Source organism: Herbiconiux sp. 320_LB (genome assembly GCF_059691755.1).
Genome location: NZ_JCAWAD010000003.1, coordinates 18,812 through 36,130 on the forward strand (window position 1 = coordinate 18,812; position 17,319 = coordinate 36,130).

Annotated in this window: 16 protein-coding genes and 1 tRNA gene; 7 read left to right on the forward strand and 10 right to left on the reverse strand. The window is 72.5% G+C overall.

The window, feature by feature from the left end; genetic code table 11:
- Positions 1–148: 148 nt before the first annotated feature.
- From thrB to AC59HU_RS08110, 7 genes are all read right to left on the reverse strand, one after another.
- Positions 149–1,087: a homoserine kinase gene (thrB, locus tag AC59HU_RS08080; RefSeq protein WP_497222878.1), complete on the reverse strand. Its 939-nt coding sequence runs from the start codon at positions 1,085–1,087 to the stop codon at positions 149–151.
- Positions 1,084–2,205: a threonine synthase gene (thrC, locus tag AC59HU_RS08085; RefSeq protein ID WP_497222879.1), complete on the reverse strand. Its 1,122-nt coding sequence runs from the start codon at positions 2,203–2,205 to the stop codon at positions 1,084–1,086. The genes thrB and thrC overlap by 4 nt, the downstream gene beginning before the upstream one ends.
- Positions 2,205–3,542 (reverse strand): homoserine dehydrogenase, encoded by a 1,338-nt coding sequence (locus AC59HU_RS08090; protein WP_497222880.1) that lies wholly within the window; start codon positions 3,540–3,542, stop codon positions 2,205–2,207. The genes thrC and AC59HU_RS08090 overlap by 1 nt, the downstream gene beginning before the upstream one ends.
- Positions 3,539–4,972, reverse strand: coding sequence for a diaminopimelate decarboxylase (gene lysA, locus AC59HU_RS08095; protein WP_497222881.1), 1,434 nt, complete (start codon positions 4,970–4,972; stop codon positions 3,539–3,541). The genes AC59HU_RS08090 and lysA overlap by 4 nt, the downstream gene beginning before the upstream one ends.
- A 141-nt stretch (positions 4,973–5,113) precedes the next feature.
- On the reverse strand, positions 5,114–5,845 hold the full coding sequence (locus tag AC59HU_RS08100; RefSeq protein ID WP_497222882.1) for an LmeA family phospholipid-binding protein: 732 nt from the start codon (positions 5,843–5,845) through the stop codon (positions 5,114–5,116).
- A gap of 2 nt (positions 5,846–5,847) precedes the next feature.
- On the reverse strand, positions 5,848–7,506 hold the full coding sequence (locus tag AC59HU_RS08105) for an arginine--tRNA ligase (RefSeq protein WP_497222883.1): 1,659 nt from the start codon (positions 7,504–7,506) through the stop codon (positions 5,848–5,850).
- Positions 7,507–7,524: 18 nt separating this feature from the next.
- Complete coding sequence (locus AC59HU_RS08110; protein ID WP_497222884.1) at positions 7,525–8,319, reverse strand: transglutaminase-like domain-containing protein; 795 nt, start codon at positions 8,317–8,319, stop codon at positions 7,525–7,527.
- A gap of 64 nt (positions 8,320–8,383) precedes the next feature.
- Between AC59HU_RS08110 and AC59HU_RS08115 the strand changes: the two genes are divergently transcribed.
- Positions 8,384–8,456: transfer RNA gene (locus tag AC59HU_RS08115), tRNA-Arg, on the forward strand.
- Positions 8,457–8,559: 103 nt separating this feature from the next.
- Positions 8,560–8,769 carry a hypothetical protein gene (locus AC59HU_RS08120; protein WP_497222885.1) on the forward strand — a complete coding sequence of 70 codons (210 nt, stop codon included), beginning with the start codon at positions 8,560–8,562 and terminating at the stop codon, positions 8,767–8,769.
- Positions 8,770–8,788: 19 nt separating this feature from the next.
- On the opposite strand, the gene AC59HU_RS08125 is transcribed toward AC59HU_RS08120, so the two are convergent.
- Positions 8,789–10,093, reverse strand: a complete 1,305-nt coding sequence (locus AC59HU_RS08125; protein ID WP_497222886.1) for a C40 family peptidase — start codon at positions 10,091–10,093, stop codon at positions 8,789–8,791.
- Positions 10,094–10,297: 204 nt separating this feature from the next.
- Positions 10,298–11,044: a gamma-glutamyl-gamma-aminobutyrate hydrolase family protein gene (locus tag AC59HU_RS08130; protein ID WP_497222887.1), complete on the reverse strand. Its 747-nt coding sequence runs from the start codon at positions 11,042–11,044 to the stop codon at positions 10,298–10,300.
- Positions 11,045–11,190: 146 nt separating this feature from the next.
- Between AC59HU_RS08130 and AC59HU_RS08135 the strand changes: the two genes are divergently transcribed.
- The 5 genes from AC59HU_RS08135 to AC59HU_RS08155 all read left to right on the forward strand — a co-directional run bounded on the left by AC59HU_RS08135 (position 11,191) and on the right by AC59HU_RS08155 (position 16,950).
- Positions 11,191–13,353: a TPM domain-containing protein gene (locus AC59HU_RS08135; RefSeq protein WP_497222888.1), complete on the forward strand. Its 2,163-nt coding sequence runs from the start codon at positions 11,191–11,193 to the stop codon at positions 13,351–13,353.
- Positions 13,354–13,418: 65 nt separating this feature from the next.
- Positions 13,419–14,168, forward strand: coding sequence for a PspA/IM30 family protein (locus tag AC59HU_RS08140; RefSeq protein ID WP_497222889.1), 750 nt, complete (start codon positions 13,419–13,421; stop codon positions 14,166–14,168).
- A gap of 70 nt (positions 14,169–14,238) precedes the next feature.
- Positions 14,239–15,027, forward strand: a complete 789-nt coding sequence (locus AC59HU_RS08145; protein WP_497223485.1) for an arginase family protein — start codon at positions 14,239–14,241, stop codon at positions 15,025–15,027.
- Positions 15,028–15,115: 88 nt separating this feature from the next.
- Positions 15,116–16,564 carry a dihydrolipoyl dehydrogenase family protein gene (locus AC59HU_RS08150; protein WP_497222890.1) on the forward strand — a complete coding sequence of 483 codons (1,449 nt, stop codon included), beginning with the start codon at positions 15,116–15,118 and terminating at the stop codon, positions 16,562–16,564.
- Positions 16,564–16,950 (forward strand): Fe-S oxidoreductase, encoded by a 387-nt coding sequence (locus AC59HU_RS08155; protein WP_497222891.1) that lies wholly within the window; start codon positions 16,564–16,566, stop codon positions 16,948–16,950. The genes AC59HU_RS08150 and AC59HU_RS08155 overlap by 1 nt, the downstream gene beginning before the upstream one ends.
- Here the strand turns inward: AC59HU_RS08155 and AC59HU_RS08160 are convergent.
- Positions 16,937–17,311, reverse strand: a complete 375-nt coding sequence (locus tag AC59HU_RS08160) for an SIP domain-containing protein (RefSeq protein ID WP_497222892.1) — start codon at positions 17,309–17,311, stop codon at positions 16,937–16,939. The genes AC59HU_RS08155 and AC59HU_RS08160 overlap by 14 nt on opposite strands.
- Positions 17,312–17,319: the final 8 nt, after the last annotated feature.

Genomic DNA, 17,319 nt, shown 5'->3' on the forward strand with positions numbered 1-17,319 from the left:
AGCTACGAAAAGCCAGGCAGAGAACTGTCGTCGGCGTGGGCGACGTTCGATGAACGGTCATCGATCATCGATGCGGGTCGGACCACAGCATCAGACAGATAGTGATTTGGAGGAAATGCGACCGGGACGGGATCTGGAGAAGTGGATGCTACGCCACGTCGTCCGGGTGCACCATCACTGTAGCACCTTTGAAGTCCACGGCCAGAACCAGTGCCTCCCAGGGTGTCGCGGCCTTCTGGGCCACGAGATCCGCAGCCGCCTGCCGCTGACCGGGGTCGCTGCAGAGCACGAGGATGCTGGGGCCGGCGCCCGAGACGACGGCCGGGAACCCGGCGTCCCGGAGGGCGCGGATCAGGCGATCCGTCTCCGGCATCGCGCTCGCGCGGTAGCTCTGGTGCAGCTTGTCCTCGGTGGCCGCGAGCAGCAGCTCGGGGCTCTGGATCAGCGCCGCGATCAGCAGGGTGGAGCGCGAGACGTTGAAGATCGCGTCCGCGTGCGGCACCGACTCGGGCTGCAGGCTCCGCGCCAGCGCGGTCGACATCGTCTCCTGCGGCACGAGCACGAGCGGCGAGACGCCGCGGTGCACGATGAGCTTCTTGTACTGCGGGCCCTCGGGCGTGGTCCAGGCGATGGTGAGGCCGCCGAAGAGCGCGGGCGCCACGTTGTCCGGGTGGCCCTCGAGCTCGGTGGCCCGGGCGAGCAGCCCGAGCGAGTCGATCTCGACCACGCCGGTCAGGAGGCCCTTGGCCGCCATGATGCCCGAGACGATCGCCGCACCGGAGGAGCCGAGGCCGCGACCGTGCGGGATGACGTTGCGGGCCACGAGGTGGAGCCCGGGGAGCTCCTGGCCGTAGGCGGCGAAGGTGTGGGCGATCGCGCGCACCACGAGGTTCGACGCATCCGTCGGCACCTCGCCGGCGCCGACGCCGTTCACCTCGACGAACGCGCCCGGCTCGTCACGCACCGACACGGTCAGCTCGTCGTAGAGCGCGAGCGCGAGGCCGAGCGTGTCGAAGCCCGGTCCGAGGTTCGCGGTGGTCGCCGGGACCCGGACGGTGACCGAGCGGCCGGCCAGCGGACCGGTCACGAGTCGGCTTTCCGGAGGCCGAGGACGCCGGCGATCTCGCCCGCGTCGACGGGGACGACCGTCGGGGTGACCTCGGTGCCGTCCTCCGTGCGGAGGGCCCACTGCGGGTCTTTCAGGCCGTGACCGGTGACGGTGAGGACGACGGTGGCGCCCGCCGGGATCGCGCCCGCCTCGGAGCGCTCGAGCAGCCCCGCGACGCTGATCGCGGAGGCCGGCTCGACGAAGATGCCGACCTCGGCCGAGAGCAGGCGGTGCGCGGCGAGGATGTGCTCGTCGGTGATGGAGCCGAAGTAGCCGTCGGTCGCCTCGCGCGCGGCGAGGGCGAGCTCCCACGACGCGGGGTTGCCGATCCGGATCGCGCTGGCGATGGTCTCCGGCTGCAGCACCGGGTGACCGAGCACGATGGGCGCGCTGCCGGCGGCCTGGAACCCGAACATCCGCGGCAGCTTGGTGGTCGCGCCGCGCTCGAGCTCCTCGGTGTAGCCGCGGCTGTACGCGGTGTAGTTGCCCGCGTTGCCGACGGGGAGGATGTGGAAGTCCGGCGCATCCTGCAGCACCTCGACGACCTCGTAGGCGGCCGTCTTCTGGCCGGCGATGCGGTCGGGGTTCACCGAGTTGACCAGGTGCACCGGGTAGTTCGCGGCGAGGTCGCGCGCGAGGTCGAGGCAGTCGTCGAAGTTGCCCTGCACCTGGATCAGCTGCGCGTTGTGCGCGATCGCCTGGCTGAGCTTGCCCATCGCGATCTTGCCCTCGGGCACGAGCACCGCGGCGGTGATCCCCGCGTGAGCGGCGTAGGCCGCGGCCGACGCGGAGGTGTTGCCGGTGGAGGCGCAGATCACGGCCTTCGCACCGTGCTCGACGGCCTTCGAGATCGCCATCGTCATCCCGCGGTCCTTGAAGGAGCCGGTCGGGTTCATCCCCTCGTACTTGACGTACACCGTCGCGCCGGTGCGGGCCGAGAGGGCCGGCGCCGGGATCAGCGGGGTGCCGCCCTCGCCCAGGGTCACGATCGGGGTCGCGTCGGTGACGTCGAGACGGTCGGCGTACTCGCGCAGGACCCCGCGCCACTGCCGCGACGGGATCGGGCGGGCGGGGGTCTGGTCGGTGCTGTCGGCCACTAGGGCGTGTCTCCTTCAACTCGTAGGACCGATTCGATCCGGACGACGGAGTCGTCGGCCGAGACGGCCGCCACCGTGGCCGACAGAGCGGCCTCGCTGGCTTCGTGCGTGACAATCACAAGGGTAGCGGTGAGCGGCTCGTCCGCCGGACGGGTGGGGTCGGCGCTCGCGACGGTCTGCTGAACGGCCTCGACCGAGACGCCGTGCTCGCTGAACAGCCCGGCGATCCCGGCCAGCACGCCCGGCTTGTCGGTGACGACGAGCGTGAGCTGGTACCGGGTGGTCACCGCTCCGATGCCGAGCACCGGGAGGTTCGCGTTGGTGGACTCCCCCACGCCCGGGCCCCCGGCCACGTGGCGCCGGGCCGCCGAGACCAGGTCGCCGAGCACGGCCGAGGCGGTCTCCACGCCGCCCGCGCCGGCGCCGTAGAACATCAGGTCGCCCGCGGCCTCGGCCTGCACGAAGACCGCGTTCTTGGCGTCGTGCACGGCGGCGAGCGGATGCCGGCGGCTGATCAGGGCGGGATGCACGCGCGCCACGACCCCCTCGATCCCGGTCTCGGGATCGACCAGCCGCTCGCAGATCGCGAGCAGCTTGACGACGTACCCGGCCTTCTCGGCCGACACGACCTGCGCGGCGGTGACCGTGGTCATCCCCTCGCGGTGCACCGACTCGACCGGTACGGCGGTGTGGAACGCGAGACTGGCGAGGATGGCCGCCTTCTGGGCGGCGTCGAAACCCTCGACGTCGGCCGTCGGGTCGGCCTCGGCGTAGCCCAGGGCCGTCGCGGTCGCCAGCGCGTCGTCGAAGGTCGAGCCCTCGACGTCCATCCGGTCGAGGATGAAGTTCGTGGTGCCGTTGACGATGCCCATCACGCGCTTGACCCGGTCGCCCGCCAGACTGTCGCGGAGCGGGCGGATGATCGGGATGGCTCCCCCGGCGGCCGCCTCGTAGTAGAGCTGGGCGCCCACCTGCTCGGCCGCGTCGAAGAGCTCGGGGCCGTGGGTCGCGAGCAGCGCCTTGTTGCCGGTCACGACGTCGGCACCGGAGTTGATCGCGAGCAGGATGAACTCGCGGGCCGGCTCGATGCCGCCCATCAGCTCGATCACGATGTCGGCCGAGCGGATCAGCGCCGGCGCATCGGTGGTCAGCAGCTCGCGCGGGATGCTCGTGTCACGGGGGGCGTCGACGTCGCGGACGGCGACCCCGACGAGCTCGAGCCCCGCGCCCACCCGGGCGGCGAGCTCGTCGCCGTGCTCGAGCAGCAGCCGGGCCACCTGCGAGCCGACGGAACCGGCGCCGAGCAGCGCGATCCTCAGGTTGCGGTATTCGATCATCGGTCGGCTCCTGAGTAGGCGGTGTCGCGTGAGAGCAGGTCGTCCTCGGTCTCACGCCGGATGAGCACCCGGGCGAGGCCGTCGGCGACGGCGACCACCGCCGGCCGGCCCAGGTAGTTGTAGTTGCTCGAGAGCGACCAGCAGTAGGCGCCGGTGGCCGGGACGGCGACCAGGTCGCCCGGCCGCACGTCGCCGGGCAGGTAGTCGGCGTAGACGACGATGTCCCCGCTCTCGCAGTGCTTGCCGGCCAGGCGCACGAGCGCCGGATCGGCGTCCGACCGGCGCCCGGCGAGCCGCACCGAGTAGTCGGCGCCGTAGAGCGCGGGGCGGGCGTTGTCGCTCATCCCGCCGTCGATGCTGACGTAGCGGCGCACGAAGTCGACCGAGCCCGGCTCGGTGCCGTCGGCCCCGCCGGGCACGCCGACCAGCACGTCCTTGACCGTGCCGACCTCGTAGAGGGTCGTGCCGGCCGTGCCGATCACCGCGCGCCCCGGCTCGAAGGCGAGGGCGGGGACGGGGATGCCGAGCCGGGCGCACTCGCGCGCGACGGAGGAGACGATCGCCCCGGCCAGCTCGGCGACCGGGGTCGGGTCGTCGGCGCCGGTGTAGGCGATCCCGAATCCCCCGCCGAGGTTGAGCGCCGGCACCTCGCCGCCCGCCAGCAGCTCGGCGTGCACCTCGAGCAGGCGCGCGGCCGATTCGGCGAAGCCGTCGGAGCCGAAGATCTGCGAGCCGATGTGGCAGTGCAGACCGAGGAAGCGGAGTCCGTCGTGCGAGCGGATGGCGGCGACGTACTCGACCGCCTGGTCGAGCCGCACCCCGAACTTCTGGTCTTCGTGAGCGGTCGCGAGGAAGTCGTGGGTGTGCGCGTGCACCCCGCTGTTCACCCGCAGGCGCACGGCCTGCACCCGGCCGTGCCGGGCGGCGGCCTCGGCGACCCGCTCGATCTCGATCGCGCTGTCGATGACGATGACGCCGACGCCGGAGGAGACCGCCCGGTCGATCTCCGCGAGCGACTTGTTGTTGCCGTGCAGGCCCAGGCGCGCGGGGTCGACGCCTGCCGCCAGGGCCACGGCGAGCTCGCCGCCGCTGCAGACGTCGATCGAGAGCCCCTCCTCGGTCATCCACTGCGCGACCGCGATGCTGAGGAACGCCTTGGCGGCGTAGTAGACGGTCGCCGTCGTGCCGGCCTTCTCGGCCTCGCCGACGAAGGCGTCACGGATCTCGCGGGCGCGGGAGCGCGCATCCGCCTCGTCGACGACGTAGAGCGGCGTGCCGAAGCGGGCGGCGAGCGTGCGGGCGGGGACTCCGCCGATCACCAGCCCGCCCTCGTCGTCGCGCTCGGCCGTGCGCGACCAGACCGGCGCGATCAGGTCGTTGGCGTCCTCCGGATGGCGGAGCCAGGAGGGCGCGAGGGGGCTTGCGGTCATGAACGGATCCCTTTGCATGTCGTCGAGCCCCGCCTGGCGGGCGGGGGCGGGGCGCGTGCCGGTCGGCACAAGGGGCGAGCGGACCTGGCTTGGTCCCTGAAGCCGGTTCCGGGGCGTGAACACCCGGATGCTGCGTCGATCCTACCGGTCGCAGGTGCCGAAGGTCCGAAGGCTGTCCTCGCTGAGCACGAAGTCCGAGGCGGTGAGCGTCGCGGTCGCCTCGTCCGGGTGCACGACGAGCGACTCGATCTGTGCTCCCTGCGGCAGGTGTCCGGCGACGCAGACGGTCACCGGATCCTTCACCAGGTTCGACAGCGCGCCACCCAGGTCCAGCGCGTTAGACCCCTGTGTGAGCGCCGCGTCCTTCGGCTGGATGACGACGTCGGTGCCCGACGCCGAGACGTCGCCCGTGACGGTGTAGTCCAGCGTCAGGCCGAGGATCGCGAGCGATCCCTGGTACGAGACGGTGCCCTCGCCGAGCGCCAGCTTCGCGTCGCCGGGCAGGGTGACCACCGCGTCGACCGCCTGCTGATCGAGGGTCACGGCGGCGCGGATGTCGCCGACCGGCTTCGCGAGGTCGGTCGGCACGCCCTCGGCGACGACGTGGGCCGAGAGCGGGATGCCGTCGACCGTCAGGGCCGGCGCATCCAGCGTGACCTGGTCGAACCGCCCGGCGATCAGCTGCGAGAGCATCGAGAAGCCGCCGATGGAGACGTCGACGTCGCCGTCGACGTTCTCGGGCAGCTGCTGCTGGATCTCGGTCGCCGCGCGGTCCTGGGCGTAGGCGCGCACCGCGACGTCGGCCACCACCACGAGCACGCCGAGCACGACGACGACGCCGATCAGCCACCAGAGCCAGCGCAGTCGTCGCACGGTCACATCCGCTCGGGGGCGTCGACGCCGATCAGGGCGAGGCCGTTGCGGATGACCCGGCTGGTCGCGTCGTTCAGCCACAGACGGGTGCCGTGGATCGGCGCGATCTCTTCGTCGCCGAAGGGCAGCACGCGGGTCGCGTCGTACCAGCGGTGGAAGTCGCCGGCGAGCTCTTCGAGGTAGCGCGCGATGCGGTGCGGCTCCCGCAGCTCGGCCGCGTGCGCGACGACCCGAGGGAACTCCTGCAGGGCCCCGATCAGCGCGGTCTCGGTCGGGTGGACCAGGAGCGCGGGCTCGAACACGTCCCGCGTGACCCCGGCGTCGGCCGCGTTCCGGGCCACCGAGCGGGTGCGGGCGTGCGCGTACTGCACGTAGAACACCGGGTTGTCGTTGCTGCGCGAGCGCAGCTGCTCGCCGTCGAGGGCGAGCGGCGAGTCGGCCGGGTAGCGTGCCAGCCAGTAGCGCAGCGCATCCGCCCCGAGCCAGGCGAGCAGGTCGTCGAGCTCGATGATGTTGCCCGCGCGCTTGGAGAGCTTCGCGCCGTTGAGGTTCACGAGCTGGCCGATCAGCACCGAGAGCCCCACGTCGGGGTCGTCGCCCGCGGCGGCCGCGAGGGCCTTCAGCCGGCCGACGTAGCCGTGGTGGTCGGCGCCCAGGAGGTAGATCTTCTCGGGGAACCCGCGATCCTTCTTGCTGAGGTAGTAGGCCGCGTCCGCGGCGAAGTAGGTGACGACGCCGTTGCCGCGGGTGAGCACCCGGTCCTTGTCGTCGCCGAAGTCGGTGGTGCGCACCCAGACCGCGTCGTCGGCCTCGTAGACGTGGCCCTGGGCGCGGAGCCGGGTCTCCGCGTCGTCGATCGCGGTGCGGCCGGTGACCGGATCCGGCGCGTGCAGCGTGCGCTCGGAGAAGAAGACGTCGAAGTGCACCCGGAAGTTCTCCAGCGAGGCCTTGATCTCGGCGAGCTGGAGTTCGTAGGCGATGTCGCGGGCGACGGCCATGGCCTCATCGTCCGGCATCTCGAGGAGGCCCGGAACGGCGGCGACGACCCGGGTCGCGAGCTCGCCGATGTACTCACCGGGGTAGCCGCCCTCGGGGCGCGGCTCGCCCTTGGCGGCGGCGAGCACCGAACGGCCGAAGGTGTCCATCTGGCTGCCGGCGTCGTTGATGTAGTACTCGGTCGTGACCGCGGCACCGGATGCCTTGAGCACTCGGGCGATCGAGTCGCCGAGCGCCGCCCACCGGGTGTGACCGATGTGCAGGGGGCCGGTCGGGTTCGCGGAGACGAACTCCATGTTGATCGTGTGACCGCGGAGCACCTCGTTGTGGCCGTAGGAGTCGCCGGCCTCCACGATCGTGCGGGCGATCTCGCCGGCCGCCGCCGCGTCGAGCGTGATGTTGATGAAGCCGGGACCCGCGACCTCGACCGAGGCGACGCCGTCGATCCCCTCGATGCCCTGGGTGAGCTCGAGCGCGAACTCGCGCGGGTTGGTGCCGAGCCGCTTCGCCAGCTTCATGGCGATGTTCGAGGCCCAGTCGCCGTGGTCGCGGTTGCGCGGGCGCTCCAGCACGACGTCGGCCTGGGTGATCGTGACGTCCTCGCGCGACGCGAGCCGATCCTCGACGATGGCGAACAGGGCGGCGGAGAGGGCTTCAGGAGTCACGGCAGTCGATCCTACCGGCTAGCGGAGCTGGACGAGCGTGCTCAGGTCGTCGTCCGGGAGCCGGTCGGCGACGGCGGTGACCTCGAGCCGGGTGAGCACCAGATTGCCGCCGTGGTTGGTCAGGAACGCGGTGTCCGCGGCGTCCCGTCCGGTCGCGATCCGCAACAGGGTCGACCGCGGCGCGAGCGTCGTGGCGTCGACCACGTGCCAGGCTCCCTCGACGTAGGCCTCGGCGACGGCGTGGAAGTCCATCGGCGACAGCCCGGGGGCGTAGACCGAGACCAGCCTCGCGGGAACGTCGAGCGCCCGGAGCAGGGCGATCACCAGGTGCGCGTAATCGCGGCAGACGCCCTGGCGGAGCAGGAGGGTCTGCACCGCGCCGTCGGTGGGGGCGCTGGAGCCCGGGACGTAGCTCAGCTCGGAGCCCACCCACGAGCTCACCGCCTCCAGCAGCGCCTTGCCCGAGAGGCCGCGGAACTCGGCCACGGCGGTCGGGAACAGCGTGTCCGACTCGCAGTACCGGCTCGGCCGGAGGTACCGGATGAGGTCGATGTCCTCGACCGGCGCGAGGGCGGCACGACCGTCGACCACGGCCTCGTAGCGGGCGGTGAACTCCCCCGCCGGCACGTCGAAACGGTGCAGTCTCGTGCCGTTCGCATCCGCCACCTCGACGGGCTCGATCGGCTCGCCGTCGATGCGGTAGTCGATGACCTCGCGGGCGAGCTCGGCGCCGGGTGCGGCGGCGATGGAGAAGATCACGGTCGTGGCCTGATCGACACGGGCGTCGATGGCGGCGGAGACGGAACGCTGCATGGATCCGATCCTGTCATGGCACGAAGCACGTCGTGCATCCTGCTAACCTTGACGAGCACCCCGGGCCCCCATAGCTCAGGGGATAGAGCGTCTGCCTCCGGAGCAGAAGGCCGTAGGTTCAAATCCTACTGGGGGCACATCAGCTGAAATCATCTCTCCTTCTCCGCTCTCGGGCTCTACACTGTTGAGCCACACGGGCTACCCACCCGTGACATCCGTCGATGATGAAGGATCCGAGAGATGAGCGCCGTAGAGACGTACCGCAGCCGCAACATGTGGCACAACAAGATGGACGACGAGGAGACCGACCTCTCCAGTCACGTCATCCGCAGCCAGGCGATCGCCGAGGGGCGGACCTGGGCGCGGTCTCGGAAGGCCGACCACGTCGTCCGGAGGGCGGACGGTTCGGTGGAGTCCGTCACGCCCTACGAGGCGAACGCCCACGCCTGAGCGCGGACGCGCCTGCCGATCAGACGATCCGCACGAAGTAGTAGCTGCCCCACAGTCCGCTGGCGTGGGTCACGAAGCGACCCCAGTCCGGCGAGTGGATGACGCCGCCGTGCCCATCGTAGATTCCGATGTGCTCCCCCGGCCAGACGACGAGGTCGCCGGCCTGCGGGGAGGAGACCCGGACGCCCATGGCGGCCTGACGCGAGACCAGCCGCGGCAGCGAGATGCCGAAGTGGCCGTAGACCCACTGGGTCAGGCCGTCGCAGCCGAAGCTGTCGGCGGGGTTCGCGCCCCAGCCGTAGGGCACGACGCCGACGTACTGCTCGGCGTAGGCCACGACGTCGTCGCCGTTGAAGCTCTGCGGCGGGGCCGACGGTGCGCTCGAGCCGCCACCGGAGGCGCCACCTGACGACGAGCCTCCCGAGGAGGAGCCGCCCGTGGGTGCGCTCGGCTGCGACGGGGCCGGCGGAGCCGACGGGCCCTGCGCGGCCTCGGCGGCGGCACGGGCGGCGTTGGCCGCATCCTGGGCCGCCTGCTGGGCCGCGAGCTGACGCTGCTTCTCGGCCTCGACACCGGCCTGGTACTGCTGCTCGGTGGAGATCGAGGCGTCCTGAAGCGCGGCGAGCTGCACGGTGAGCTCGGCCTGATGCTGCTCCTGGGCGAGCAGCGCACCCTGCACCGACCGCTGCGCGGTGAGCGCCGACTGGAGACTGGCGTCGGCCTGCGCGGCGAGTGCCTCCAGGCCGGACTTGGCCACGGCCGCCTGCTCGCTGAGGGAGGCGGCGGTGTTCGCATCCTGCGCCGCCTTCTCGAAGACGCCCTTGCTGGTCTGGGAGAGCTTGGACATCGTGCCGAGCTGGTAGAGGAGGTCGTCGCTGCCGTCGCCGGAGACCATGAGCTGCGAGGTCAGGTCGTTGCCGGCGCTGCGGGCGAACTGGGCGCCGAGGGCGGCGGCGCGCTTGTTCGACTCGTCGGAGGCCGTCTGCGCGGTCGCCGCGGCATCCGCGAGCTGCTGGGCCTTGCGGGTGCCGTCGCTGAGGGCGTTCTGCGCGGTCTGGTCGGCCGCCCAGGCCTGGTCGGCCGCGGCCTGGGCCGCATCCACCTCGCTCTGCAGGCCCGCGATCAGGTTCTGGATGTCGCTGACCTTGGCCGCCGTCGACGCGGTGTTCGCCTTCGCGGCGACCACGTCGTCCCAGGTCGGGTAGTCGACGGCCGCGGCGGGCGACCCGATGAGCAGGGTGGTCGCCAGCGCGACGACACTCGTGACGGCGACGAAGCCGGCGGCACGCGGGCCGCGGCGAGTGGATGGTGCGGTGACCCGCATGACTCCCCCGAACGATCGATGTGGTGCATCCTGGATCACTCCAGTCACACGAGTAACAGCAACAACATCGATCACATTAGCAACACGCCGAGCGAACCGACAGCCCAGGGCGTCGAGGCGGGGTTATAGTCCGCCCCTCAGGCGGGGCAGACGACGGATGCGCGGGGCGCGTCAAGCGATGAGGTTCCGGAGGCGCGGGGCGCGTCAGGCTGCGGTCGCGAGGGCCGTGCCGCGGCGCACCGAGGCGGTGACCGAGGCGAGCAACGCCGCGAACTGGCCCGCGGCCGCTCCCGGGTCCTCCGGGTGCCACTGCACGCCGAGCACCGGAGCCGACTCGTGCTCGATCGCCTCGACGAGGCCGTCGGGGGCGAAGGCGGCGGCCCGGAGTCCGGCTCCGAGCGCGGCGACGGCCTGGTGGTGAGCGCTGCGGGTCGGCGCCACGGTGCCGAGGCCCGTCAGCAGACGGCTGCCCTCGGCGACCCGCACCGGGTGGTCGGCCATGACGCGCTCGACGGCGACGCGCTCGTGGCGGTGGCCCGAGCCCTCGCCGAGGTCCTGCACGAGGTCGCCGCCGAGCGCGACGTTGATGATCTGGTGGCCCCGGCAGACGCCGAGCAGCGGCGTGCCCTCCTGGATCGCCCGCGCGGCGACGGCGAGCTGCGCCTCGTCGGCCCGCTCGACGTGGGCGCCCTCGGCCCGGTAGCCGCGGTCGGCGCCGTAGAACTCGGGGGCGATGTCCTCGCCGCCCAGGATGACCAGCGCATCCGCCGACCCCGTGCGGGCCAGGGTGCTCGCGGCGCCCTCGTCGGCCGCGGTCACCTCGACCTGCCAACCCGCCCGGGTGGAGCTCTGCACCGCGCGCTGCACCAGCAGACTCGAGTACGCCTGGTAGGCCGGCGCCAGCGGGCGTGACCGGGTCACGATCACGATGCCGAGGCGGGGGGAGGTCATGGGTCCATCCTGTCGAGCGCGTGGCGGCCGCGCATCCGGACGGTAACGAAGCGCAACATGAGCGGTCGACCCGGTCGACCGGTCGACCCGGTCGGTCGTCGGGAATCCATGGCGGGCCGGAGGGCCTCCTCCTAGACTCGGGAGGGATGAGACAGCGCACACGAACGCATCGCTCGAGGGGCCTCGGCCTCGTCGTCCTCGCCCTCGCCGCCGCCGTGCTCGGGGGCACCGCCGCCGCCACGCTCGGCGCCCCGAGCCCGGCGTACGCGGGCGACCCCGTGGAGCTCGGCGGCCGCTACGTCGTCGACGAGTCCGGAGTGCTCGGCAGCCAGGAGGGCGCGGTGCAGGATGCGATCGACACCCTCGCCACCGAGCGCGGCGTCAATCTCTTCGTGATCTACACCGACCGGTTCACCAATCCCGCCGACCGCCAGCAGTGGGCGCAGCAGGTGGCCGAGATCAACCAGTTCGGCCGCAACGACGTGCTCTTGGCGGTCGCCACGGAGGACAGGGTCTACCAGCTCTCCTACGCCTCCGACTTCCCGCTCAGCGACGCGCAGCTCGCGACCATCGAGGAGCAGGACGTCGTGCCCGCCCTCCGCGACTCCGACTGGGCGGGGGCGGCCGAAGGTGCCGCGAACGGGCTGGCCTCGGCGCTCGGCGGCGGCTCGGCGGGCCAGGGCTCGGGTTCGGGCTCGAACTCGGGCGGTTCCGGTTCCGGCGGGCTTGGCGTCGGCGGCTTCATCTGGCTGATCGCCGGCGGCATCATCGTCGTGGGGGCCGTGATCGTCGTCGTGCTGGTCTTCCGTCGCCGCTCGAAGCTCGACGCCCGCGTCACCGCGGCGGCCGAGGCCTCCGGCCCGACCCAGAAGGAGCTCGACCAGCAGGTCGGCGCCGTGCTGGTCGACCTCGACGACGCGGTCACCACGAGCGAGCAGGAGCTCGGTTTCGCCACCGCCCAGTTCGGGGCCGAGGAGACCGCGGCGTTCCAGACCGTGCTCACGAGCGTGAAGTCGGCGCTCTCCGAGGCCTTCACGATCAAGCAGAAGCTCGACGACGCCGTGCCCGACACCGACGAGGAGCGCCGCGCCTGGTCGGAGCAGATCATCGCGATCTGCGACAAGGCCGCCGACGAGCTCGACGCCCAGAGCGAGGCCTTCGAGGCCCTCCGCGCGGTCGAGCGCGACCCCGCGGCCGCCCTCGCGGCGGCGCAGGCCGAACTCGCGGCTCTACCTCCCGCCACCGGCCCGCGCGAGCGACTCACCCGTCTCGCGTCCTCCTACGACGCCTCGGCCCTGACCACCGTCGCCGGGAGCGCGGACCAGGCCGACCGCCTCCGCACCTTCGCCGAGAGCGAGCTGGCCGAGGCGGCCACCGCGATCGCCGCGGGCGACACCGGGGCAGCCGCCCTGCGCATCCGCGACGCCCGCCAGGCGATCGCCCAGACGTCGACCCTGTTCGCCGCCGTCGCCACGCTGGAGACCGATCTGCAGAACGCCGGGGCCGGCCTCGAGGCCGCCCTCGCCGATGCGCGCCAGGACCTCGCCGCCGTCGACGCCCTGCAGGCCGCCGACCAGACCGCGGGCCGCGCCCCCGACCCCTCCGCCACGGCCGCGGCCGCCGCCCTGCGGGTCGAGGTCCAGCGCGCCGAGAGCATCGGCGCCCGCGATCCGCTCAACGCCCGGCTGGCGCTCGAACGCGTCGACGCCCCGCTGGACCAGGCGCTCCTGGCGGTGCGCACCGAGCAGGAGCGCGTCGCCCGGCTCGTCGCCCAGCGCGATCGGGCCATCGCCTCGGCCCAGAGCGAGATCGCGGCCGCCCAGAGCTACCTGCAGACCCGGCGGGGCGCGGTCGGTCCGGATGCACGCACCCGGCTCTCCGAGGCCCAGCGTCACCTCGACCAGGCCCTCACCCTCGCCACGACCGACCCCGAGTCGTCGCTGCGCGAGGCGACCTCGGCGTCGCAGCTGGCCTCCCTCGCCACCTCCTCGGCGCAGCAGGACGTCAGCTGGGCCCAGGGCGGCGGGATGGGCGGCGGCCTCGGCGGCGGGATGGGCGGCAGCTCGTCCTCCTCCGGCGGCGACTTCGGCGGCGCACTGCTCGGCGGCATCATCGGCGGCCTGCTCGGCGGAGGCGGCGGGCGGTCCGGCGGCTACGGCGGCTACAGCGGCGGATCCCGCGGCGGCTGGGGCGGCGGCAGTCGAGGCGGCGGCTTCGGCGGTTTCGGCGGCGGGGGCGGCGGTTCCCGTCGGTCCAGCGGCGGCAGCTTCGGCGGCGGAGGTCGCCGCGGCGGCGGCGGCCGCTTCTGACCGGCCCACGCTCGTCACCACCCCAACTTCGATGTCATGATTCAGCCACAACTAAGGAGACAGAGATGACCAACAAGCAGTCGATCTTCGGTCGCATCGCCCAGCTCGCCAAGGCCAACATCAACGCCCTGATCGATCAGGCCGAAGACCCGCAGCTCATGCTCGACCAGCTGGTGCGCGACTACACCTCCAACATCGCCGACGCCGAGAGCGCGATCGCGCAGACCATCGGCAACCTGCGGCTGCTCGAGGACGACCACCGCGAAGACGTCGCCGCGGCCGCCGACTGGGGTCGCAAGGCCCTCGCCGCCAGCACGAAGGCCGACGAGTTCCGGGCCGCCGGCAACGCCGCCGACGCCGACAAGTTCGACGCGCTCGCGAAGGTCGCGCTGACCCGCCAGCTCCAGTCCGAGAACGAGGCGAAGGATGCCGAGCCCTCGATCGCCTCGCAGACCGAGTCGGTCGAGAAGCTGAAGTCCGGCCTCGCCGCGATGAAGGAGAAGCTGAACCAGCTGAAGACCAAGCGCGACAGCCTGGTGGCGCGCGCCAAGACCGCGCAGGCGCAGAGCCAGGTGCAGGATGCGCTGAAGAACATCGACGTGCTGGACCCGACGAGCGACCTCGGCCGCTTCGAGGACAAGATCCGCCGCGAAGAGGCCCGCGTCCGCGGCCAGGAGGAGCTCAACGCCTCCAGCCTCGACTCGCAGTTCGAGAGCCTGGAGGACCTGGGCGAGCTGACCGAGGTCGAAGCGCGTCTGGCCGCGCTCAAGGCGGGCTCGGGCAGCGGCGCCAAAGCCGTCACCGGAGGCGAGTAGGCGTCCGCCGGCCGTGAGCGCCACCTTCGTCGTCGTCCCCGAGTGGCAGGGCTCCGGGTCGTCCCGGGCCATGCGCCTGATCGACGGCGCCGACGCCATCCGAGGAGACCTGCCGCGCGCCTCGACCGTCGAGGTCGTGGTGCCGAGCGGCGCCGGGGAGTCCCTCGAGACCGGCGTGCAGCGCTTCTCCTCGATCGCGGCGGTGGCGGATGCGCTGACGACCGTCCTCGACGAGGTGGCGGGCCTGCCCGTCGTCATCGGCGGCGACTGCGGCGTCGAGTTCGCCGCGATCCGGCACGCCGTGGCGCGGAGCACGCAGAAGGTCGCCGTGGTCTGGCTCGACGCGCATCCGGATCTCAACACCCCGGAGAGCTCCCCCTCGGGGGCGTTCCACGGGATGGTGCTCCGCACGCTCCTCGGCGGCGGGCCGGACCAGCTCGCCGCCGAGGCGGTGATCGCACCCGGGTCGGTCGTGCTGGCCGGCACCCGCGCGCTCGACGACGCGGAGGCCGAGTTCGTGGCCGCGACGGGCATCGCCCTGCTGGCGCCCGCGGAGCTGGCCGATCCCGCCACCCTGCTCGACGCCGTGCGCGCCACCGGCGCGGAGGCCGTCTACCTGCACGTCGACCTCGACGTGCTCGACCCGGCCGAGATCGAGGGCGTCGCCTTCCCCGAGCCGTTCGGGGTCGGTGTCGGCGCGCTGACCGCGGCGATCGGGGCGATCCGGGCCGAGTTCCCCCTCGTCGGCGCCGGCATCACCGAGTTCGCCCCGGCCACGCCGGAGGCGGCGGTGGACGACCTCCCCGCCATCCTCCGCATCGTCTCCGCCCTGGTCCGCGAACCCCGCGAGACTCCCTGATCCGTCCGACCACACCCACCCACCCCCACCACCGACCCCGAGAACGACCCACCGCCGGCCCGAGAGGCGCCGACCGCAAGGAGCGAACATGAACAAGGAATTCGACGTCATCGTCATCGGGGCCGGCGCCGTGGGCGAGAACGCGGCCGACCGCGCCGTGCAGGGCGGCCTCACGACCGCCCTGGTGGAGGCCGAGCTGGTCGGTGGCGAGTGCTCCTACTGGGCGTGCATGCCCTCGAAGGCCCTGCTGCGGGCCGGCGAGGTCGTCGCGGCCGCCCGCGCGGTGGGCGGCGCCGAGCAGGCCGTCACCGGCGACATCGACGTGGCCGCCGTGCTGAAGCGCCGCGACTCGTTCACGAGCGACTGGGACGACAAGGGTCAGGTCGACTGGGTGCAGGGCGCGGGCATCGAGCTGGTGCGCGGGCACGCGACCTTCACCGGGGTCAAGGAGCTCCAGGTGCGGGCGGCCGACGGGACCACGACGACGCTCAGGGCGAAGCACGCGGTCGTCGTCTCCACCGGCTCCACCGCCCTGCTCCCCGACATCCCCGGCCTCGCCGACGCGAAGCCGTGGACCAGCCGGGAGGCCACGAGCGTCAAGGCGATCCCCGCCCGCTTCACGATCGTCGGCGGCGGGGTCGTCGCGGTCGAGATGGCGACCGCCTACGCGACCCTCGGCTCGAAGGTCGCCCTGGTCTCCCGCGGCGAGCTGCTGGCCAACCAGGAGCCGTTCGCCGGCGAGGCCGTCGCGAAGGCGCTCGGGGAACTCGGCGTCGACCTGCACCTCGGGCAGTCCCCCGCCTCGGTCTCCCGCGGCCCCGACGGCGTCGTGCGCACGAGCCTCGCCGACGGCACCGAACTCGAGTCGGAGGAGATCCTCGTCGCCACCGGCCGCCTGCCCCGCACCGGCGACCTGGGCCTGGAGACGATCGGGCTCCGGCCGAACCAGTGGCTCGACACCGATGACACCCTGCTCGTGCTGGGCGAGGACGGCGATCCGCTCCCGGGCGACTGGCTCTACGCCACGGGTGACGTGAACCACCGCGCGCTGCTGACCCACCAGGGCAAGTACCAGGCCCGGGCGGCCGGCGACGTGGTCGCGGCGCGCGCCAAGGGCGAGCCGGTCGACGACCGGCCCTGGGGGCGGCACGTCGCGACGGCCGACCACCGGTCGGTGCCGCAGGTGACGTTCACCGAGCCGCAGGTGGCCTCGATCGGCCTGACCGCCGCGGCCGCCGAGGATGCGGGCTACCGCATCCGTGTCGTCGACTACGAGATCGGCAACGTCGCGGGTGCCGCCGTGCACCGCGACGGCTACGCCGGAACCGCCCGCGCGATCGTCGACGAAGACCGCAAGGTGCTGATCGGCGCGACCTTCGTCGGGCCGGACGTGCAGGAACTGCTGCACTCCGCGACGATCGCGGTGGTCGGCGAGGTGCCGCTGGACCGGCTGTGGCACGCGGTCCCCTCCTACCCCACGATCAGCGAGGTCTGGCTGCGACTGCTCGAGACCTACGGACGGGACGACAGCGCGTGATGGAACGGATCCGCCGCATCCTCTACGCCCCGCCGATCGCGCGGGCCGGGTACCTCTACGCGACCGCCGTCGGGCTCACCATCGGCACGCTGTTCGGCACCGGCCGCATCCGCCGGGTCGACGGCCTCTACGTCTGCACCGGGCTGCCGCGCTGGGCCTTCCGCCGCGGCGGCACCTGCGTCGGCGGGGTCTACCTGACCGACGACAACGATGCCCCGGCGGTCCTCCGCCACGAGGCGGTGCACCGGCGGCAGTGGCAGGAGTTCGGGATGATGTTCCCGCTGCTGTACGCGCTGGCGGGCCAGAACCCGCTGACGAACCACTTCGAGATCGAGGCGGGACTCGAGGACGGCAACTACCTGCCGCGCACGGCTACGACGCGTTGACCTCGCGGGCGAGCCAGACGCAGATCTCGTCGCCGTCGATCTCCTCGTCGCCGGTCGACATCTCTTCCATCCAGGCGCCGGTGGCACGGCGGAGGGCCTGACCGGGCGCGCAGGCGAGGCCCGAGCCCATCTCGCCGCTGCGGGTGTCGCGGGTGAGCCAGGTGACGGTGACGCGCTCGGGGGTCGCGATCGGGTCGATCTGATCGGCACCGGCCACCTCGACGAACACCTGGCCACGGGCCCGGTCGCCGAGGAGCGAGACGATCGCCCGGATCTCGTCGAGGGAGGCCTCGGTGCCGGCGATGAGGATGCGGCCGGTGGCACGGGAGACGGTGGTGGCGTCGGGGGCGATCACATACATTTGAGATC